The sequence below is a fragment of the Corallococcus sp. bb12-1 genome (genome assembly GCF_026626765.1).
GTDB classification, from domain to species: Bacteria; Myxococcota; Myxococcia; order Myxococcales; family Myxococcaceae; genus Corallococcus; species Corallococcus terminator.
On the sequence record NZ_JAPNJZ010000024.1, the window covers coordinates 362,905 to 382,078 of the forward strand.

Here is a 19,174-nt window from a genome sequence, read left to right on the forward strand (position 1 = left end):
AACCCGCTGGGGGCGCCCTGGCCAGCCATGCTAGGCCAGGGCGCATGAGGCTCCTCCCGGCGCACCTCCTCGTCCTGTTCGTCGCCCTGTCTTCAACGTCCGCCGTCGCGGCGGGCGCTGCCTCCCCCACGTCCCAGGAGAAGGTGGCCCAGCAGGCCATCACCCAGGACGTGCTGCGCGCGCACGTGCGCTTCCTGGCGAGCGACCTGCTGGAGGGACGAGGCCCCGGCACGCGTGGCGACGCGCTGGCGCGGGAGTACATCGCCGCGCAGTTCGAGGAACTGGGCCTGAAGCCGGGCGCTCCGGACGGAAGCTACCTGCAGCGCTTCGACCTGATGGGAATCAACAGCCATCCGGGTGCGATGACGTTCCAGGCGAAGTCAGGCCGGCTGGAGCTCAAGACCCGCGAGGACTTCATCGCCGTGTCCGGCGTGCAGGCCCCGGAGGCGAAGCTGGACGCGTCCGAGCTCGTGTTCGTGGGCTACGGCATCGTCGCGCCGGAGTACCAGTGGGACGACTTCAAGGGCATGGACCTGAAGGGCAAGACGCTGGTCATCCTCAACAACGACCCGGAGGATGATCCGCGCCTGTTCGCGGGCAAGACGCGCCTCTGGTACGGCCGCTGGGACTACAAATACGAGCAGGCGGCGAAGACGGGCGCGGCGGGCGCCATCATCATCCACACCACGCCCAGCGCGGGCTACCCCTGGCAGGTGGTGCGCACGTCGTGGACGGGTGAGCAGTTCGAACTGCCCGCCGGTGACGCGCCCCGCCTTCAGGTGAAGGCGTGGACCACCGAGGACGCCACGAAGCAGGTGATGAAGCTCGCGGGGCACGACCTGGACGCGCTGCGCGCCGCCGCGCAGTCGCGGGACTTCCGCCCGGTGCCGCTGGGCGTGACGCTGTCCTTGCGCATCACCAGCGAGGTGCACCGCCGGCCCACGGCCAACGTCCTGGGCCTGTTGCCGGGCAGCGACCCCGTGCTGTCGAAGGAGGTGGTGCTCTACACCGCGCACCATGATCACCTGGGCAAGAAGGACGACGGCAAGCCCGGCGACGACGTCATCTACAACGGCGCGGTGGACAACGCGTCTGGCGTGGCCGCGATGCTCGCCGTGGCCCGGGCCTTCTCCGTGCTACCCACGGCCCCGCGCCGCTCCATCCTCTTCGCCGCCGTGGCCGCGGAGGAGTACGGCCTGCTGGGCTCCGCGTACCTGGCCGAACACCCGCCGGTGCCCACGGGCCGCATCGCCGCGAACGTCAACGTGGACGGCGCCAACATCCTGGGGCGCACGCGCGACATCACCGTCATCGGCCTGGGCAAGTCCAGCCTGGATGGCTTCGTCACCGCGATGGCGAAGACGCAGGGGCGCACGGTAAAGGCGGATCAGCTCTCCGACCGCGGCTTCTTCTACCGGTCGGATCAATTCAACTTCGCGCGCATGGGCATCCCGGCGGCCTACTTCGGCAGCGGCATGGACTTCATCGGCAAGCCGGAAGGCTGGGGCCGCGCACAGCGGGGGGAGTGGGAGCTGAAGCACTACCACCAGCCCTCCGACGAGCTGCGGCCGGAGTGGGACCTCTCCGGCGCCGTGGAGGACACCCGGCTCTTCTTCCTGGTGGGCTCCCAGGTGGCGCGCGCGAAGGAGATGCCGAAGTGGAACAAGGGGGACGAATTCGAGGCCGCCCGCCTGAAGTCCCTGGAGGCACTGAAGGGGGCGCCCAGGAAGTAGGGCAGCGGCCGCCGCACTGACCGTCTTTTGGCGGACGGGCATGCACGAAGGTTCAGTATGGGAGCAGCCGGGATGTTAGATCGCTGCCCATGCCGGAGTTCCAACTCGTCAGTGACCATTCGCCCCAGGGCGACCAGCCCAGGGCCATCGGTGAGTTGACCGAGGGCCTGCTGCGCGGCGACCGCTACCAGACCCTGCTGGGCGTCACCGGTTCGGGCAAGACGTTCACGATGGCGAACCTCATCGCCAACGTGCAGCGGCCCTCGCTGGTCATCGCGCACAACAAGACGCTGGCCGCGCAGCTCTACGGTGAGTTCAAGGGCCTGTTCCCGAACAACGCCGTCGAATACTTCGTCTCCTACTACGACTACTACCAGCCCGAGGCCTACGTTCCGTCGACGGACACCTTCATCGAGAAGGACTCGTCCATCAACGAGAACATCGAACGGATGCGCCACTCCGCGACGCACAGCCTGCGCACGCGCGACGACGTCATCATCGTGGCCAGCGTGTCCTGCATCTACGGCCTGGGCGCCGCGCGCAGCTACGTGGACCTGGCCATCCGCGCGCAGGTGGGCGAGGACATGGGCCGCGACGGCTTCATGCGCAAGCTCGTGGAGGCCCAGTACGAGCGCAACGACCTGGACTTCCACCGCGGCACCTTCCGCGCCCGGGGCGACACCGTGGAGGTGTTCCCCATCTACGAGGAGGAGCGCGCCGTGCGCGTCAGCTTCTTCGGCGACGAGGTGGAGCGCATCACCGAATTCGACCCGCTGCGCGGCGTGACGCTGGGGCAGTTGGAGAAGATCGTCATCTTCCCCGCCAGCCACTACGTCGCGGGCCCGGATGCGCGCCAGAGCGCCATGCGCACCATCCGCGAGGAGCTGGCCAGCCAACTGCAAATCTTCAAGGCGGAAGGCAAGCTGCTGGAGGCGCAGCGGCTGGAGCAGCGCACCATGTTCGACCTGGAGATGATTGAACAGGTCGGTTACTGCAACGGCATCGAGAACTATTCGCGCCACTTCACCGGGAGAGCGCCGGGCGAGTCGGCCCCGTGCCTCATCGACTACTTCCCGCGCAACATGCTGGTGCTCATCGACGAGAGCCACCAGACGGTGTCCCAGATTGGGGCCATGTACCGAGGCGACCGCGCGCGCAAGGAGACGCTGGTCAACTTCGGCTTCCGCATGCCCAGCGCGCTGGACAACCGGCCGCTGAAGTTCGTGGAGTTCGAGGAGATGGTGCAGCAGGCCGTCTTCGTCTCCGCGACGCCCGCTGAGTACGAGCTCCAGAAGTCCAAGGGCGTGGTGGTGGAGCAGATCATCCGCCCCACCGGCCTCATCGACCCTGAGGTGGAGACGCGCCCCGCCGGCAACCAGGTGGACGACCTGCTGGAAGAGGTCCGCGTGCGCGTGTCGCGCAAGGAGCGCGTGCTGGTGACGACGCTCACCAAGCGCATGGCGGAGGACCTCACCGAGTACTACAACGACGTGGGCGTGAAGGTGCGCTACCTGCACTCGGACATCGACGCCATCCAGCGCATGGCCATCATCCGCGACCTGCGCCGGGGTGAGTTCGACGTGCTCGTGGGCATCAACCTGCTGCGTGAGGGCCTGGACATCCCGGAGGTGTCGCTCGTCGCCATCCTCGACGCGGACAAGGAAGGCTTCCTGCGCAGCCACGTGTCGCTCATCCAGACCATCGGCCGCGCGGCGCGCAACCTGAACGGGCGCGTCATCATGTACGCGGACCAGATGACCGACTCCATGAAGCGGGCCATCGAGGAGACGTCCCGCCGTCGCACCATCCAGACCGCCTACAACACCGAACACGGCATCACGCCGCGTTCGGTGAAGAGCAACATCCAGAACTTCTCCGAGAACATCCCGGACTACGACGCGCAGGCCGGCGCGCTGCCCATGGCGGCGGAAGGCGAGAACGACCTGCTGGAGGCCAAGGAGATCAAACGCCTCATCGCGGAGTTCAACCAGGAGATGCTCAAGGCCGCGGACGACATGCAGTTCGAGAAGGCCGCCGAGTTCCGCGACCGCGTCCAGCTGCTCAAGGACATGGACCTGGGCCTGAAGCCCCCGTCGCGGTCGCTCCTGCGCGCGCCGCCCAAGGCGGTGGACGCGCCGGGCACCACCCCGAAGAAGGGGGGGCGTGGCCGTGGGCGTCCGTCGGGCGGGGGTTCGTCCGGCGGGACTTCAGGCGGTTCCCCGGGCAAGCCGTCCGGCCGCTCGCGGGCGAAGAACTAGGAGCCATTCCGCATGGACATCCGGCTGCAGGAGAAGCTGGACGCGCTGCCCACCGAGCCCGGCGTGTACCTGATGAAGGACAAGCGCGGGCAGATCATCTACGTCGGCAAGGCCATCAACCTTCGCAGCCGGGTGCGCAGCTACTTCAACCGCTCCGGTGACACCCGCGTCTTCGTGTCCATGCTGGACACGATGCTGGGCGACCTGGAGACGGTGCTCGTCCACAACGAGAAGGAAGCCCTCCTCCTCGAAAACGAGCTCATCAAGAAGCACAAGCCGCGCTTCAACGTCCTGCTCAAGGACGACAAGCAGTTCATCTCCCTGCGCCTGGACCGCCACCAGCCGTTCCCCCGGCTGGAGGTGGTGCGCAAGTACGAGAAGGACGGCGCGCGTTACTTCGGCCCGTACTCCAGCGCGGGCGCCATCCGCGAAACGCTGCGCCTCATCAACCGCTTCTTCCAGTTGCGCACCTGCACGGACCACGTGCTGGCCAACCGCAAGCGGCCGTGCCTGCTCCATCAAATCGGGCGGTGCCCGGCCCCGTGCGTCTTCCCGGTGTCCCAGGAGGACTACCGCAAGAGCGTGGACGAGGTGGCCATGTTCCTGGAGGGCAAGGCGGGGGAGCTCACCGAAGGGCTGCGCATGCGCATGAAACGCGCTGCGTCCGAACTGAAGTTCGAGGAGGCCGCGCGGGTGCGCGACCAGCTGCTCGCCATTGAACGCAGCCTGGAGCGCCAGAAGGTGGCGACCAGCGACTTCAAGGACCAGGACGTGTTCGCCTTCTACCGCGAGGGCGACCGCATCCTGTTCTACGTGCTGCACGTGCGGCAGGGCCGGCTCAACGGCGGCCAGGCCTTTCCCTTCGGCAGCCAGGAGTTCCCGGACGACGAGCTGCTCGCCTCGTTCGTGAACCTCTACTACGACCAGGGCGGCTTCGTGCCGGAGGAGGTGCTGCTGCCCCTGGAGCCCGGCGACGGCACCGACGGCCTGGAGGCCCTGCTCACCGAGCGCCGGGGCGACCGCGTGCGCGTGTTCGTCCCCAAGCGCGGGGAGAAGCATGAACTGGTGAACATGGCGGTGAAGAACGCGGAGCAGGCGTTCGTGGAGCGCAAGCGGACGAAGGACGAGACGGACACGGTGCTCTCGCGGCTCCAGTCCAAGCTGGGCCTGCGCAACTTCCCGCGCCGGATGGAGTGCTACGACATCTCCCACTTCCAGAGCTCCTCCATCGTCGCCTCGCAGGTGGCGGTGACGGACGGGGAGACGGACAAGTCGCGCTACCGCAAATACAAGATCAAGACGGTGGACAAGCAGGACGACTTCGCCAGCATGTACGAGGTCATCACCCGCCGGCTCAAGCGGGGCCTGGAGGATGGGGACCTGCCGGACCTGCTCGTCATCGACGGTGGCAAGGGGCAGCTGGCCAGCGCGCACGCGGCCATGAAGGACCTGGGCGTGCAGGGCGTGGACGTGGTGGGCCTGGCCAAGAGCCGCGATCAGGAAGTCTTCGACCGCGACGCGGAGAGCGCGAAGAGCCCCGAGCGCGTCTTCGTCCTGGGCCGCAAGGACCCCATCGTCCTGCCCCAGAACTCAGCGGAAATGTTCATGCTCACGCGCATGCGTGACGAAGCCCACCGCTTCGCCATCACCTTTCAGGGCAAGTCCATGCGAAAGAGCGCCATGCGTTCGGCGCTGGAGGACATCCCCGGCGTGGGCGAAGGCCGGCGGAAGATGTTGCTGCGCCACTTCGGTTCTCTCAAGCGGGTGGGGGACGCCAGCATCGAGGAGCTGGCCGAGGTCGTGGGCCCGGCGATGGCCGAACGCGTCCACGCAGGGCTGCATGGCGACCCGGAGGACGACTCCGAGGACCCCGTGCGCGAAGCCAGCCTGGACGACGCGAGCGAACCCGGGGCCGAAAAAGCAGCGCACGAAAAAGCGGATGGAGGGTCGCCACCGGGTACGGCATGATTAAGTTCCGGTTCGGACGCCGGGGGGGCTGGCCGCTGGAACCCGCGACGTTCCTAGGGTTTTTCATTGCGACCATGCTCGGCGCTGTTTTATAGCGGTTGAAGATCCGAGCACGTTTGAAGAGGACGAGGACCGACATGAGGCTGTATCCGAAGGTGATCCCGATCATCTCGCGCGAGGCCATTCAGCAGCTCATGCAGGACGGGGACATCGAGGTGGAGCCGATGCGCGTGGCTGACGCCGAGATGGACCTCTCCGCCATCATGCGCGAGTACCTCGCCAACGAAGAGCGTGTGAACCAGGCGACGCGAGAGGCCCTGGAGCGTCGGGGATATGACTACTCCAAGTTCAACCAGGTGAAGCGCGAGATGGCGGATGTGCGCGGCTTCAAGATGGGGGACGAGGGCATCGAGTACGTCATCAACCAGATGATCGAATTCCTGCTCATCAGCCGGAACGTGGAGGAGGTCTTCTCCGCCGATAACATCCTGCGTCAGAAGATGTTCCAGGGAATGAAGAAGCACCTGGACGTGGACGACGAGATCGACCGGGAAGCTCGCTCGCGGCTGAAGCACCTGCAGGAAGGCACGAGCGCCTTCGACATCGAGTACAACAAGACCGTCGAGCAGATCCGCCGCGCCCGCGGTCTCATTTAGTTCCGGGGCGTGCCACGGCCCGCTCCGCTGCCTACCTTCAACTTCAAGGGAGGCAGCGTCGATGGCGGGTTCAATCCTCACGAGCATTCTGATGTCCGGTGTCCTGGCGGCGGCGCCAGGGGGCGACGGGTTCACGTTCGAGGGCCGGCAGGCCAGCGCGAGGGCCGACCAGCCGGGCGGGTACTTCATCCAGGGGCCGCTTCCTTTCAGTGACCTGGCCGAGCGCGGCACGGGGCAGGCGTCCCTTTCCGTGGAGGATCGCGTGGGCATGGCCAACGCGACCTTCGGGGACAAGGCGCAGCTCAGCGCGAACCTGCGCATCGGGGGGGCGGACTACCGCGTGGAGCTGACGCAGACGGGGTTTCCGCCCGCCCAGGCGATGGCGCGGGCCCTTGAAGGGCCGCTTCCCCGGCCTCCTCCGCACCTCATCGAAGGCGGCGTGCTGATGGGAACTCCGCTCTATGGCGACAGCGGCCTCGGGTGGCGCGCGACGACGCGGGCGCACGCGGCGATGGCCGTCTGGGGCATTGGCAGCGTGTGGCGCAACGGGACGCTGCTGACGGATTCAGCGCTGGTGCATGCGGCGGCGCTGGACGCGGGCACGTTCGCGGACGACGACACCAAGCGCATCCTGCGCGAGGCGCGTCCGGGTGACGCGGAGCTGGTGGTGGTGGTGTGGAACCTGCCGGCGCAGCAGGAGCCGCGCGGGTTCCTCCAGTTCGTCTTCGACGAGGTCGCCATCAACGTGGATGGCGTGCCGGTGCCGTCCGTGGCGGTGGTGCCGAGCGAAGGGGAACTGCCGGCCTACCTGGCGGGTCTCACGCCGGTGCTGCCCACGGCGTTCCCGGCGGCAGTGGCTCCGATGTCTCCTCCGAACTTCGCTCCGGCCACGCAGGGCACGGGTGGCAGTGGCACGGCGGGGAGGACGTCGGGCACGGGGCCGGTGGGCTCCACCGTGACGACGAGCGTGGCGACGGTGCTGTCGCTGCCGTCGGATTCGTCCCCCACCTACAGCGGTTCGTTCGCGCCGTCCGCGCCGACGAATCCGCCCGCGTTCGTGTCGGGGGGGGCGCCGGGCTCCATGGACACGGTGGGGCAGGGGACGTTCGCCACGCCGCCCACCGTGGGAGGTGGGTCGGTGGGGGGCTTCACCACGCCGCAGGTGTCCGCGCCGGACTTCAACAACTTCGTGGGCACCAGCCAGGTGAGCCCGGGCATCCTCGCCACGGTGCCGCCGCTGTCGCAGTCCTCCAGCACGCCGCTGTCGCCCCTCCTGGGAACGCCCGCGCCGCTGAACACCGGCACTCCCTCGCCGCTCCTGAGTACGCCCACGCCGCTGAACGCCGGCACTCCCACGCCGCTCCTGAGTACGCCCGCGCCGCTGAATTCGTCGCCGAGCATCGCACTGCCTTCCACGTCCGCGCCGGCCAACGCCGCGCCCGCGACAGGCGCTCCGGCGGCCCCGGCCGGGCGCTGACGCGGCTTCGAGCACGCGAGGGCCGGGGCCTCGAAGCCTCCGGCCCTCCTGGTGTCTCGCGGGTGCGCTCCGGGAGCAGCAGGCTGTCGCCGCCCCCTTGCGCTGGCGTGGGCGTTTCGCACCAGAGGGCAGGGGGTGGGAAAATTGACCGGACGCTACGCGCCTGTAGCGTCCTGGACATGCCCTCTCCCGTCGCAGCCCTCGCCACCACCGCGATGTTGCGCCGCACCGACCCCGTCAGCGGGGCGGTGGAGCGTCTGGCCCAGGCGCTGCCCGCGCGCGCGGACGCCACCGTCCTCCTGGACTTCGTGGAGGACGACCTTCGCGAGGGATTGGATGCGCTGGGCGATGTGCAGGCCCACTTCCACGACCTGCTCCAGGCCCTCCAGCGCGACACGCTCACGCCGGGCGCCCTGCTGAACGCGGGCGAGGACCTCCACGTGCTCCAGCGCCTGGAGGACCTGCACGAAGCGGTAACGCACCTGCGCCGCCGGATGTCCCAGGCCGCCGGGATGATTCGCCGCGGGTAGCCGTCGGAGGGCCCCTAAAGCGACTGGAGGAAGCGCACCAGCGCGGCCCGGTCGCTCGCGGACAGGGCGCGGAAGCCCTCGCGGGCCCGCTCCGCTTCGCCGCCGTGCCACAGCACGGCCTCTTCCAGCGTGCGTGCGCGCCCGTCGTGCAGCCAGCCCGAGTACGGAAGAATCGTGTGCGTCAGGCCCAGGCCCCACAGGGGCGCGGTGCGCCACTCGGCTCCGGTCGCATCTCCATCCGGCCGCCCATCCGCGAGCCCCGGCCCCAGGTCATGCAGCAGCAGGTCCGAATAGGGGTGGATGCGCTGGTGGGCCAGCTCCGCCACCGGATGCTCGCCCGTCTCCAGCGTGTCGCGGTGACAGGTGACGCAGCCCAGGTCCCGGAACTTCGCCTCGCCACGCTTCACCGTCGCGTCGGCCAACGCCGTGCGCGCCGGCACCCCCAGGGACTGCGCGTAGAAGACCGCCGCGTCCAGCGTGTCCTGGGGCAGTTCGAAGGTGCCGTCCGCGTCCGGGAAGAGGGGATTCGAAACCCCCATGTCGTTGAAGTACGCCTCCGCTGACTGCTGGTGCAGGTTGGGGCTGTTCGCCTTCCAGCCGAAGCGTCCCGGCGCGAGCGCACGCGCCTGCACGTCCCACACGGTGTTCAGCCGGCCGGACACCCCATCGCCGTTCGCGTCGGCGGGGTCCTCGAGCGCCCGCAGCGTATCCAGCGCCACCGCTTCCAGCAGCCCCAGGCCCACCACCGGCGGCGGCAGGCGCAGCGACATCCGCATGTTCGCGGGAGGTGACGACCCGTCCGGCAGCACGATGGCCACGCGCGGCGAGCGCAGGCCGTACGCCGTGCCGTCCGCGTACGTCCCCGCGCTCTCCACCCACGACAGCGTCACGCTGGCTTCGGGCGCTGCGCCGTACACGGCCTGGTCTTGAATCTGGAAGCCCAGCCCCGGCACCGGCACCGCGCCGTGGGGATGCTCCGGCGTGCCGTCCGGAAGGCTCACGCGCACCAGCAACTGCGTGCGCTGCGGGCCCCCGCCCATCACCGGCATGCCCCGGCCGTTGCGCAGGTGGCAGCCGTTGCACGAGGTGTTGTTGTACGCGGGCCCCAGCCCCGGGTTCACTGGGGCGGGGCCGGACACGAAGACGGCCGCGAAGGCCGCGTCGCCCTCGCGGTGCAGCGCTTCGTGTTCCGCGGTGAGGTTGGGGGCGGCATACGCGAACGCCCGCGACGTGCGGTCGTCGATGGTGGTGGCGCCCCCCGCGCGCGGGGCCTCTGGAGCCTCGGGTTCGCTGTCGCCGCAGCCTGCAAACCACAGCAGCGCCCCAAGTCCCAGTGCCCGTCGCATCGCATTCCCCCGGTCCGACATCAGGGCAGGATGACAGCCTTCACGTCCACCTGGAAGGTGTCGTGCAGCTTGCGGATGGCCTCCTGCGCCCCTTCGATTTCATCCGCGGAAGCCGGGTCCTTGATGGACTTCGGGAACGGCTCCGGCACCTTGCCCAGCGCCGTGATGGCCGCCGCGAGCTCCGCCTTCACGCGCATGTCCAGCGCCGAGTCGCGCGCCTTCACGACGTCCGACATGGACAGGCCCTTGGCGGCGACGCCCGGCATGTGGCCCAGGTAGACGTTCTCCACGCTGTGCATGTTGTTGGTGAAGTCCGACAGCGAGTTGAGCGCGAACTGGCTCTCCACCAGGTTCTCGTCCTTCGCGTCGTACGGGTCGGCGATCTTCCCGTTGGCCACCTCGTCCAGGATGACCAGGATGCCGCCCAGCATCTCCTGCGCGCCGTCCTCCACCGTGGGGTACACGGTGTTGCCCGCCTCACCGGCCTTGGCCAGCGTGTCGCGGTACGGGGCCTTGCCGTCCACGCCCGTCGTCCACGAGGCCGCCAGGTTGCCGGACACCGCCTTCAGCTCCGCGGTGAGCGCGAGCAGGTACTCGAACTGCCGCGCGTTGAAGTCCTCCGGCTTCTTCGTCACGCCCTCGCCGAAGAGCAGGTACTCCGTGGTGTGGTAGCCCTTCTGCGTCTCCTGCAGGTTGCTCACGTACGTCTGGGACAGCGTGTCGGAGTTGCCGAGCACCGCGTCCAGGTCCGTGCGGTTCACCGGCCAGCTGTCCAGCGCGGGATCCCACCCGTAGCTGTCCACCGGTCCGAAGAGGAACGCCTCGCTTTGCTCCCACGGCACGCGCGCGGCGAACCACGCGTCCTGCGCCGCCTTCAACGTCGCCGCGCCAGGCGTGTTCTTCAGCGCCCGCGCCGCCGCGTCCAATTCCACCATGCGCGTGGCGAGCTGGTTGTAGGTGGGCACCACCACCGCGTCCGCGAAGTTGATGACGAGCTGCTGATCCAACGACTCCAGGTCGCCGCCGTCGTCGTCATCGCCGCAGGCGCCCAGCACGAGCGCACCGCCAACCAGCAGGGAGAATTTCAGGGAACGCAAGGACATGGAGGACCCTTTCAGGGACGTGCTTTGCAACCGCGTTTCAATCAACTGGGGAAGGCCGTCAGTAGACGAAGCCCGTCGACATCCGGAGTGAGTTCTCCGGACGGAACGCGGACGAGCCCATTCGGCGCTGTCCGAAGTCGAGCTTGATGACGGCGAGGCCCGCGAGCGTGTAGCTGGTGCCCACGGTGTAGACGGTGCGCTCGAAGCGCGGGTTGTCGAACAGCTCCGCGCGAGGCCTGAACTGCGAATCCATGTAGTCCACGCGGACGTACGGCTCCAACCGGTGGTTGCCGTCCAGGCCCAGCGCGGGGGCGATGTTGTAGCCCAGCTCCCCCCACGCAGTGAGCGCGTTGTCGGACACCGGCGTGCGCAGCACATTGAGCAGGTTGGACAGACGCGCGTTGCGCGCGGACACCGCCGCGGCGTTGCCCAGGTGGCCGTACATCACCATCGCGTGCGCCCGCCAGCCGCCCCGGTTCACCGACAGGTGCGCGTCCGCGACGAACAGCGGCGCGCTCACGTAGCCGCACGGCGCCACCACGTTCGGGTTCGCGTCGTCGCACTGCTTCACCAGGTCCGGCTTGGGCCGGTTGCGCGTGGTGCCGCCGTAGTAGGCGGACACGCCGAAGATGAAGCCGGCAAAGCGCTTCACGTCCGCGCGCAGCACCGCCGCCAGGTCCGACGCGCGCACCAGTTCGAAGCGCTGCTGCAGGCCCGTGGCCACCCACGTGTTGGAGTTGAAGCCGGTGGAGTCCAGGCCGTTCACCACCTGCCCGGTGAGCCGCAGGCCCCAGGGGATGTCCAGCCGCAGCTGCATCCCCATGTCGTTCCACGTGTTGGGGATGATGCGCGTCTCCGCCTCGGAGCGGATGGTGCCCAGGTAGTCCGTGGGCCGGTAGTCCGCGAAGAGCGTGCCCACCGCGACGTAGAAGCGGCCCACCGAAATCTCCAGGTTCCGGCCCAGCTTCTTCGTCAGGTACAGCTCCTCCACCAGCGCTTCGCCCGCCTTCTCCACGTCGGTGTCGAACTCGCCGAACTCCTCGTACTCCAGCTCCAGCGCCGCGCCCGCGCCGCCGTGTTCGAACTCCACCTCGAACTCGGCCTCGATGCCGTACTCCGGCAGCCCCGCCTCCAGCTCCAGCACCAGGCGCGTTGTGTCGAAGACGAGCCGCGAGTCCTTCTGCGACCCGTTCGCCCGGTTCTGGTTCTCCCCGTAGTTGAAGTACGCGAACTGGAGGTCCGCGTAGGCGTTCACGTCCAGGTCCAGCTTCGGCTTGCTGCCCACCGTGATGACTTCGTTCTTCTCCGGCTCCCCGATGCGCGACTCGTCCATGAAGCGCCCCCGGCGCGACCGGCCTTCGTCATGGGCCCGGAAGGACTGCGCACGGGCCGCCAGCGGCAGCAGGAACAGGGGAGCGAACAGCAACGACAGCAGCGGGTTCAGGAGATGGGGGCGCATCGGAAGGCGCGCACCCTACGCCCCGGTTTTTGATTTTGCAAACCATTCTCATTTTGTGGAGCAATCAAAGCCCGCGCTCCCGGGGGAGGCGGGCCTTGGAGGCGGGGTTCAACCCCGCGTCACCACTTGAGATCTTCCTTGCCCTGGGCCGCCATGGGCTTCTCACCGGGGCGGGTGACACCTGAGAGGGTGAGGCGCACGGCGCCCAGGTCGATGGCGCCCACGGCGGCCAGGGGCAAGCGGCGCTCGTCGTCGGTGATCCACACGTGCACGTCGCGCGTCTGGGACGGCCGGTCCAGGCGCACGGCGGTGCCGGACAGGTGCCAGGCCTCGAACTCGCCCAGGGGCAGCGACACGTGTTCGCGCTCCACCACGGTGGCCGTCAGGCGCCACATGCGGCGGATGCCGTACACGTCGAAGCACACCGGCAGGTCCTTCTTCAGTGGCAACTGACGGATGAGGTAGATGGCGCCCGCGACGTCCAGGCCGTCCTTGTCCCAGGTGTAGTTGAACTGGCCCTTGGGCCGGTCCGCGATCTGGTAGTCCACCTTGACGCTGCGGTCCTGCGCGCCAAAGGCCACGTTCACCTTGCGGCGCTGCTCGTTCTCCACCGCGTCCTCGGTGTAGCGCGAAGGGCGCAGCGTGCGCGGGTGCAGGTAGCTGGTCGCGCTGCCGCGCACCCGGCGCACCTTGGAGAACAGGGTGTTCGTCTGGGCTTCCACCAGCACCGGCAGCGAACCGTTGGCCTGCCGCTGCACGCGCATGGTGAGCTTGCCCGCCTTGGCGCCCATGGCGTCCAGGTCGAACTCGAGCAGCTCCCCGGGCTTGAACGCGAGCGGCGTCTTCAGCGCGGGCAGGCCCTGGTCGCACGGCTTCACCGCGACGACGGGCTCGTTGGCGGGTGCGGCCGCGGTCGCGTCACCGGTGTTCACGCCGGGCTCGGCGGCCGGTGCGCCGTCGGTCACCGGCGCGTCCCCTTTCTGCTGGTGCGGGAGGACGGGCATCTTGAAGGGCGGGGCCTCTTGGGCCCAGGCGGTGGCGGCACTGAAGGCGAGACAGGCCGCGACGAGGGTGCGCATGGAGATCATTCTGCTTCCTCCCAGGGGGAGTGACTACGGGGTGCCCCCGGAAGTCCGACGTCCGGAGCGCTTCGCTTGTTCAGACGCCCACTGCTTCACCAGCCGCGCCGTCACTTCCCGACGCACCGCTTCCCATTCTCCCGGGTCCCGGGAGATTTCATACCCCGACTTCGCCAGTCGCTTCGCCGCCGTCCTGGCGAAGGCGCCGTCGCCCAGCTCCGTGAGCAGGCGCAGGTATTCATAGTCCTCCAGGCCGTCACGGATGTGTTTCAGCCGCAGCGACACCACCGGCTGGTGCTCGCTTCCCCCAATCTTCGAGGGCGTGCCCGGGTAGAAGAGGGTGCCGTCTCCGTTGCCGCCGAACTCGAAGAGGTCCGTCCAGACATCCTTCTTCGTGTTGTAGGCGAAGACGGTGTCGAAATAGAGCTCGCCGTCCACGCCGCTGGAATAGGCCAGCACGCCCATGGCGCGGTTGAGCGGGGCGGGGTGGTCCACCATGTACGAGGCCCAGTCGCTGTAGGCGCGGTCCAGCTTCGCGTCCGGGGGCGTGCCGCCGGTGCAGCCGTGTGAGTTGCAGCTCTGGTACCACCACACCTTCGCGCGGGACGGCAGCCGGCTGCGCACGGACGCGGTGTTCGCCACCGTGCGGCACGTCTGCGGGCCTTCGCGCGGATAGAAGCAGTTGAGCGTGGGCGTGAGGATGTCCGCCGAGCCCTGCAGCGCCGCGTCCAGCGGGGTGGTGACGAGCACGGGGATGCCGCCGCCCGCGTCGCGCACACGCTTGGACTGCGCCTTCACCAGCGGCACGTCCTCCGGCTTCGGTTCGTCCTTGGCGTAGAAGAAGAGCTGGGCGGGCCAGCCCTTGTCCTCGAAGTGCTTCTGGAAGGCGCGGTAGTACGCCGTCTTCTCCGCGTCCGTGGAGGCCTTCTTGCTGTCGCGCACGTCGCTCGTGGTGAAGCGCGCGCCGGAGGGCAGCAGGCTGCCGTCCAGGAAGGGCGCCATCTCCGCGTCGTACGCGGTCCAGTCCACCACCGCGCGGCCGTCCTGGAACTTCACGCCCGGCGGATCCATGCCCATGCCGTGCGCGCTCACCCGGTGCTCCAGGAGCGCCTTTCCATACGCGCGCAAGAGCGATTTCGCCTCCGGTGAGTCGGCCGCGATGCCGTGCCCCTTCGCGATGCTGTACAGCGAGATGCCGAAGCTGTTGGGCAGCGAGGACGTGGCCGGCAGTTCGAACGGCTGCACCTCCACGGTGAAGGGGACCTCCGGCAGTTCCTTGCCGTCCGCGGACGCGCTCAGGCTGCCGGCATAGGTGCCCGGGGCCTGCTTCCGGGGCACGCACACCTCCGCGTAGATGACGGTGGGGTGTCTGGGATTGGCGGGCGCCGACAGCGGCACGAGCGCGTCGGGCCACGGCCCGGCCTGGCCCTGGCCGTTGGACGGCGTCTTCACGTCCAGGTACGCCTCGCGCCACGCGTCCACGGTGAGCGGCGCGCCCGGACCCTTGAGGGCCAGGGGCTTCATCGTCACGCGCGTCACGCCCTTGGGGAGCACCACCTGCGTGGCCTCGCACTCACCGCGCGCCGCGCTCAGGCGGGCCTGGACCGCGCCCTTCGGCGTCGCGTCCGCCCGCACCTTCACGAGCGGCGACACCACCTGAGGCCCCACCGGAGCCGCTGAGAGCACCGCCGACACTGCCCACGCCCAACCCACCACGCCCATGCCCCTGCCTTCCGTTGGGGACGACCTTCCCGTCGTCCTTGGTCAGTCGTCCGCGCGGGCCACCGCCACCACGCGGCCCGGCTTGTAATCGGTCATCTCCACCACGATGGAGCCCAGCGCGAACTCCGCCTCCATGCGCAACGGCACGTGGCGGACGTCCGTGGTGAAGTACGCGGTGAGGTCGCGCTTGGACTCCATGTTGCCGCCGAATTCGGTGTGCACGCGCACACGGAATGCGTCGCGCGGGCCCATCAGGGTGGCCAGCGTCTCGCGGCCCTCCACCGTGGCGCTCATCGTGAACACCTTGCTGCCGGTGAACACCGGATACGTGTACGTGCGGCCCACCGTGAGGTCCTGGCCGCGCAGCGCGAACGCCGCGCCCGTCATGTCCAGCGTTCCGTCCGGCAGCTCGTGGTTCGTCTCGCGCGGCGGGTCGCTCTCCTTCTGCTTCACGACCTTCGCGCCCTTGCTGTCCTCGGTGAGCTGGATGCGCTGCCGGCGGCGCTTGCGGTTCTCTTCCGAGTGCAGGTCGCTGCCGGTGATCCGCTGCGCCGCGGCGTTCCAGTACGACACGTAGCGGCTCTTGACGGGGTAGATGCCGACGAGGTCGTCGGACTTCGCCAGCGCCACGATGGGCCACACGCTCTGGCCCCACTGCGTCATGGGCGCGCCCACCGTCACTGTCGCGGTGCCCGCCGTCATCCCCAGGTACTTCACCCGGTACTGGGCCTGCTCACCCGGGCCGAACGCCGCCGGGGCGGGCTCCTGGGCGTGCGCGAGCGCGGACCCCATGAGTCCGACCATCGCCGCCGTGAACCCCCACCTGGACAGACTGCGCATCGGGTGTGCTCCCTTGCTTGCAAGTTAGGTGGCCGGTCCGCCCAAGCCAACCGCGCAACGCAACCGACCCCACCACCGGACATTTCCGGGACGGCCTGCGTGCGCGGACATTCAAAGTCGGATGGCCGCCCCCCGGACGCTCCGGCGAAGGCCGGCTGCTGGACGGCAGGGGGGCCCACAGGGGTACCCGCACACGCCCGGCGCTGACAAATGGCGGACAGTCCTTCACGCCTGCCTGGATGCCCAGCGGTAGGCTTCCCGGTGCGTCGCGCCGCCCGGTGCTGGTAGCCTTCCGGGCCGCCTCGCCCCCACCTGAGGAGCCTCGCCCATGTCCAGCAATGGCCAGTTCGACGACGACGACTTCGCCAAGGAGGCAGGGGCCGCCAGCAGCGGCCGTTCCTTCGACGAGTTCGAATGCCCCGACTGCAGCGCCCACAACGTCGGCATCGACACGTTCTTCGACAAGGAAGAGGTCCGCTGCATGTACTGCGGCAGCGAGTTCGAGGCCCGCGTCAGCTCCGAAGGCAAGCTCAAGCTCAAGTCGGCGTGAGCTTCCGGCGGGCGCGCTCTCTTAAGCGCGCTCGCCGAAGATGGCGGTGCCCACGCGCACGACGGTGGCGCCTTCGAGGATGGCCTGCTCGAAGTCGTGCGTGGTGCCCATGGACAGTGACGTCAGCGCATGGGCGTGGGCCAGCTCGCGCAGCCGGGCGAAGCCCTCGCGCATCCGCGCCACGTCGTCCGTGGGAGGCGGCAGCGCCATCAGGCCCACCGGCTGGAGGTTCGGCAACTCACGCACGCGGGTGAGGAAGTCCCCCAGCGCCTCCGGGGAGAGCCCGTGCTTGGTGTCCTCCTGGCCCAGGTTGAGCTCCACGTAGCAGGGCAGGGGAGGGGCCCCTTCGCGCCGCTTCGACAGTTCGGCCGCGACCTCCCACCGCTCCAGCGCGTGGAAGGCGTGCGCGACGCGGGCCACGTACTTCACCTTGTTCGTCTGCAGCGCGCCAATGGCGTGCCAGCGCAGGCCGTCCAGGTCCTGGAGCTCCGTCGCCTTGTCGCGCAGCTCCTGGGCGTAGTTCTCCCCGAAGTCGCGCTGCCCGGCGGCGTACGCCTCGCGGATGAGCGCCGCGGGCTTGAGCTTGGACACCGCCACCAGCGTCACCGACGACTCTGGTCGCCCCGCGCTGGCGCAGGCCTTCGCCACGCGCTCTTTCACCCGCGCCAGGTTGTCCGCCACGGAGGTGCTCATGCGGGGCCCACCTTCTTCCACGGCAGGGGAAGGCCCGCCTCCTGGAGCAGGGCGAGCGTTTCGCCCAGCGGCAGGCCGATGACGTTGGTGGGACTGCCCTCGATGGAGGCCACCAGGAAGCCGCCCTTGCCCTGGATGGCGTACGCCCCCGCCTTGTCCAGGGGTTCTCCGGTGTCCGCGTACCAGGCGATTTCTTCCTGGGAGAGAGCACGGAAGGTCACCTGGGTGCGGACCACCTGGGACGCGCGGGCGCGGCCCGCGACCGCGATGCCGGTGAAGACCTCGTGCGTCCGGCCGGACAAACGCCCCAGCATGTCGCGCGCCTCGGCCGCGTCCCGGGGTTTTCCCAACAGCTCAGAACCCAGGGCCACGGTGGTGTCCGCGGCCAGCACCCACGCGTCCGGATGCCGGGCAGCCACCGTCCGCGACTTCTCCTCCGCGAGCCGTTGCACATAGTTTCGCGCAATTTCTCCGGCGGTCGGCGTTTCATCGATATCCGCTGCTGTCACGGTGAAGCGCAGACCCAGCTGGGCCAATAAATCCTTGCGCCGGGGCGAAGCGGAGGCGAGAACGAGCAAAGTGGTTGGATCCATGGGCGGGTCGTGTATCGCGACCCGCGGGCCTTAGCAGACCTGCGCTCCGGAGGGCATCCCGATGAACCCCGCGGATCTCCTGTCGGCCATGAAGCGGACAGTGGAACAACTGGCCGCCTACAACGAAATGGCCAAGGCGCTGACCTCCACGTTGGAGTTGCGCGAAGTGCTCACGCTGGTGATGCAGAAGGTCAGCGCGCTGCTGCGGCCGCGCAATTGGTCTCTCATCCTTCAAGACGAGCGCAGCGGAAAGCTCTACTTCGAGATCGCCGTGGGCGAGGGTGCCGAGGCGCTCAAGGGCCTGCAGCTCAACCCGGGGGAAGGCATCGCCGGGGCGGTGTTCGCCTCCGCCACGCCCAGGCTCGTGCACGACGTGGGTGGGGACCCCAGCTTCGCGCCCCGCTTCGATGAGGCCTCCGCCTTCCACACCCGCTCCCTGCTCGCCGTGCCCCTGCTGGCGCGCGAACGGGTGCTGGGCGTGATTGAGCTGGTCAACGGCCCCACCGAACCGGGCTTCACGCCCGAGGACCTCACCACCCTCACGGCCATCGCGGACTACGCGGCCATCGCCATCGAGAACGCGCGCAACTTCCGCCGCGTACAGGAGCTCACCATCACCGACGAGCACACCGGCTGCTTCAACGCGCGGCATTTGCGCGCGCAACTGGAGCAGGAGGTGAAGCGCTCGGCGCGCTTCCGCCACCCGCTGTCGCTCGTGTTCCTGGACCTGGACCACTTCAAGTCCATCAACGACCGGCATGGGCACCTGGTGGGCAGCGCCACGCTCAAGGAGGTGGGCGACCTGCTCATCAGCCTGGGCCGTCACAACCTGGACGCCGTCTTCCGCTACGGCGGAGACGAGTTCGCGGTGATGTTGATTGAGACGGACACCGACGGAGCGCAGGTCATCGCCCAGCGCATCTGCGAGGCCTTCCGAGGCCAGCGCTTCCTGCGCGAGCAGGGGCTGGACGTGGCGCTGACCGCGAGCGTCGGGGTGGCGTCCTTCCCGGATCACGCCACGTCCTCCACCGACCTCATCCGCGCGGCGGACTTCGCCATGTACGCGGCCAAGGGCAAGGGTCGTGACGCCGTCGCGGTCGCTGAACGTGTGACGGGCGAAGAGGTCCCCCGCCTGGAGGTCCCCTTCGCCCGCTGAAACATCCCGCG

The 19,174-nt window shown here is 68.9% G+C and carries 16 protein-coding genes; 8 read left to right on the forward strand and 8 right to left on the reverse strand.

The genetic code is table 11. The features are described 5' to 3' along the window. The first annotated feature begins 44 nt into the window (after positions 1 to 44). From OV208_RS29065 to OV208_RS29090, 6 genes are all read left to right on the forward strand, one after another. The gene (locus OV208_RS29065; protein ID WP_267577175.1) at positions 45 to 1,733 is read left to right on the forward strand and encodes a M28 family metallopeptidase; all 1,689 of its coding nucleotides are present in this window, start codon (positions 45 to 47) and stop codon (positions 1,731 to 1,733) included. 89 nt (positions 1,734 to 1,822) lie between these two features. Beyond that, positions 1,823 to 3,991: an excinuclease ABC subunit UvrB gene (gene uvrB / locus OV208_RS29070; RefSeq protein WP_267577176.1), complete on the forward strand. Its 2,169-nt coding sequence runs from the start codon at positions 1,823 to 1,825 to the stop codon at positions 3,989 to 3,991. A 12-nt stretch (positions 3,992 to 4,003) separates the two neighbouring features. Next, positions 4,004 to 5,959: an excinuclease ABC subunit UvrC gene (uvrC, locus tag OV208_RS29075; RefSeq protein ID WP_267577177.1), complete on the forward strand. Its 1,956-nt coding sequence runs from the start codon at positions 4,004 to 4,006 to the stop codon at positions 5,957 to 5,959. 137 nt (positions 5,960 to 6,096) lie between these two features. Continuing rightward, positions 6,097 to 6,615: a DUF507 family protein gene (locus tag OV208_RS29080; protein WP_120542533.1), complete on the forward strand. Its 519-nt coding sequence runs from the start codon at positions 6,097 to 6,099 to the stop codon at positions 6,613 to 6,615. A 91-nt stretch (positions 6,616 to 6,706) separates the two neighbouring features. Next, entirely contained in the window at positions 6,707 to 8,092 is a 1,386-nt protein-coding gene (locus OV208_RS29085) for a hypothetical protein (protein ID WP_267577178.1), read from the forward strand. Between the two features lie 179 nt (positions 8,093 to 8,271). Next, positions 8,272 to 8,622 (forward strand): hypothetical protein, encoded by a 351-nt coding sequence (locus tag OV208_RS29090; protein WP_267577179.1) that lies wholly within the window; start codon positions 8,272 to 8,274, stop codon positions 8,620 to 8,622. A gap of 14 nt (positions 8,623 to 8,636) precedes the next feature. Here OV208_RS29090 and OV208_RS29095 read toward each other — a convergent pair whose 3' ends face one another. The 6 genes from OV208_RS29095 to OV208_RS29120 all read right to left on the reverse strand — a co-directional run bounded on the left by OV208_RS29095 (position 8,637) and on the right by OV208_RS29120 (position 16,171). Beyond that, the gene (locus tag OV208_RS29095) at positions 8,637 to 9,968 is read right to left on the reverse strand and encodes a di-heme oxidoredictase family protein (RefSeq protein WP_267577180.1); all 1,332 of its coding nucleotides are present in this window, start codon (positions 9,966 to 9,968) and stop codon (positions 8,637 to 8,639) included. A 20-nt stretch (positions 9,969 to 9,988) separates the two neighbouring features. Beyond that, positions 9,989 to 11,071, reverse strand: a complete 1,083-nt coding sequence (locus tag OV208_RS29100) for an imelysin family protein (RefSeq protein WP_267577181.1) — start codon at positions 11,069 to 11,071, stop codon at positions 9,989 to 9,991. Positions 11,072 to 11,129: 58 nt separating this feature from the next. Then, entirely contained in the window at positions 11,130 to 12,530 is a 1,401-nt protein-coding gene (locus OV208_RS29105; RefSeq protein ID WP_267577182.1) for a hypothetical protein, read from the reverse strand. Between the two features lie 119 nt (positions 12,531 to 12,649). Further along, the gene (locus OV208_RS29110; protein ID WP_267577183.1) at positions 12,650 to 13,618 is read right to left on the reverse strand and encodes a DUF3108 domain-containing protein; all 969 of its coding nucleotides are present in this window, start codon (positions 13,616 to 13,618) and stop codon (positions 12,650 to 12,652) included. Positions 13,619 to 13,642: 24 nt separating this feature from the next. Next, positions 13,643 to 15,331 (reverse strand): DUF4091 domain-containing protein, encoded by a 1,689-nt coding sequence (locus OV208_RS29115; protein WP_267577184.1) that lies wholly within the window; start codon positions 15,329 to 15,331, stop codon positions 13,643 to 13,645. 42 nt (positions 15,332 to 15,373) lie between these two features. Further along, positions 15,374 to 16,171 (reverse strand): DUF3108 domain-containing protein, encoded by a 798-nt coding sequence (locus OV208_RS29120; RefSeq protein ID WP_267577185.1) that lies wholly within the window; start codon positions 16,169 to 16,171, stop codon positions 15,374 to 15,376. Between the two features lie 328 nt (positions 16,172 to 16,499). Here OV208_RS29120 and OV208_RS29125 point away from each other — a divergent pair, with 328 nt between their 5' ends. Next, entirely contained in the window at positions 16,500 to 16,721 is a 222-nt protein-coding gene (locus OV208_RS29125) for a hypothetical protein (RefSeq protein ID WP_267577186.1), read from the forward strand. A 21-nt stretch (positions 16,722 to 16,742) separates the two neighbouring features. On the opposite strand, the gene OV208_RS29130 is transcribed toward OV208_RS29125, so the two are convergent. Both OV208_RS29130 and OV208_RS29135 read right to left on the reverse strand, forming a co-directional pair. After that, entirely contained in the window at positions 16,743 to 17,414 is a 672-nt protein-coding gene (locus OV208_RS29130; protein ID WP_267577187.1) for a YggS family pyridoxal phosphate-dependent enzyme, read from the reverse strand. Then, positions 17,411 to 18,007: a Maf family protein gene (locus tag OV208_RS29135; RefSeq protein WP_267577188.1), complete on the reverse strand. Its 597-nt coding sequence runs from the start codon at positions 18,005 to 18,007 to the stop codon at positions 17,411 to 17,413. The genes OV208_RS29130 and OV208_RS29135 overlap by 4 nt, the downstream gene beginning before the upstream one ends. Positions 18,008 to 18,068: 61 nt before the next feature. Here OV208_RS29135 and OV208_RS29140 point away from each other — a divergent pair, with 61 nt between their 5' ends. Further along, positions 18,069 to 19,163, forward strand: coding sequence for a GGDEF domain-containing protein (locus OV208_RS29140; protein WP_267577189.1), 1,095 nt, complete (start codon positions 18,069 to 18,071; stop codon positions 19,161 to 19,163). Positions 19,164 to 19,174 lie beyond the last annotated feature (11 nt).

Excerpts from the sequence above, each read along its gene's own strand:
- OV208_RS29095 (WP_267577180.1), bottom strand. The coding sequence starts at position 9,968 with ATGCGACGGGCACTGGGACTTGGGGCGCTGCTGTGGTTTGCAGGCTGC.
- OV208_RS29090 (WP_267577179.1), top strand. The coding sequence starts at position 8,272 with ATGCCCTCTCCCGTCGCAGCCCTCGCCACCACCGCGATGTTGCGCCGC.
- uvrC (WP_267577177.1), top strand. The coding sequence starts at position 4,004 with ATGGACATCCGGCTGCAGGAGAAGCTGGACGCGCTGCCCACCGAGCCC.
- OV208_RS29065 (WP_267577175.1), top strand. The coding sequence starts at position 45 with ATGAGGCTCCTCCCGGCGCACCTCCTCGTCCTGTTCGTCGCCCTGTCT.
- OV208_RS29120 (WP_267577185.1), bottom strand. The coding sequence starts at position 16,171 with ATGCGCAGTCTGTCCAGGTGGGGGTTCACGGCGGCGATGGTCGGACTC.
- uvrB (WP_267577176.1), top strand. The coding sequence starts at position 1,823 with ATGCCGGAGTTCCAACTCGTCAGTGACCATTCGCCCCAGGGCGACCAG.
- OV208_RS29125 (WP_267577186.1), top strand. The coding sequence starts at position 16,500 with ATGTCCAGCAATGGCCAGTTCGACGACGACGACTTCGCCAAGGAGGCA.
- OV208_RS29105 (WP_267577182.1), bottom strand. The coding sequence starts at position 12,530 with ATGCGCCCCCATCTCCTGAACCCGCTGCTGTCGTTGCTGTTCGCTCCC.
- OV208_RS29085 (WP_267577178.1), top strand. The coding sequence starts at position 6,707 with ATGTCCGGTGTCCTGGCGGCGGCGCCAGGGGGCGACGGGTTCACGTTC.
- OV208_RS29115 (WP_267577184.1), bottom strand. The coding sequence starts at position 15,331 with ATGGGCGTGGTGGGTTGGGCGTGGGCAGTGTCGGCGGTGCTCTCAGCG.
- OV208_RS29135 (WP_267577188.1), bottom strand. The coding sequence starts at position 18,007 with ATGGATCCAACCACTTTGCTCGTTCTCGCCTCCGCTTCGCCCCGGCGC.
- OV208_RS29080 (WP_120542533.1), top strand. The coding sequence starts at position 6,097 with ATGAGGCTGTATCCGAAGGTGATCCCGATCATCTCGCGCGAGGCCATT.
- OV208_RS29130 (WP_267577187.1), bottom strand. The coding sequence starts at position 17,414 with ATGAGCACCTCCGTGGCGGACAACCTGGCGCGGGTGAAAGAGCGCGTG.
- OV208_RS29140 (WP_267577189.1), top strand. The coding sequence starts at position 18,069 with ATGAACCCCGCGGATCTCCTGTCGGCCATGAAGCGGACAGTGGAACAA.
- OV208_RS29110 (WP_267577183.1), bottom strand. The coding sequence starts at position 13,618 with ATGATCTCCATGCGCACCCTCGTCGCGGCCTGTCTCGCCTTCAGTGCC.
- OV208_RS29100 (WP_267577181.1), bottom strand. The coding sequence starts at position 11,071 with ATGTCCTTGCGTTCCCTGAAATTCTCCCTGCTGGTTGGCGGTGCGCTC.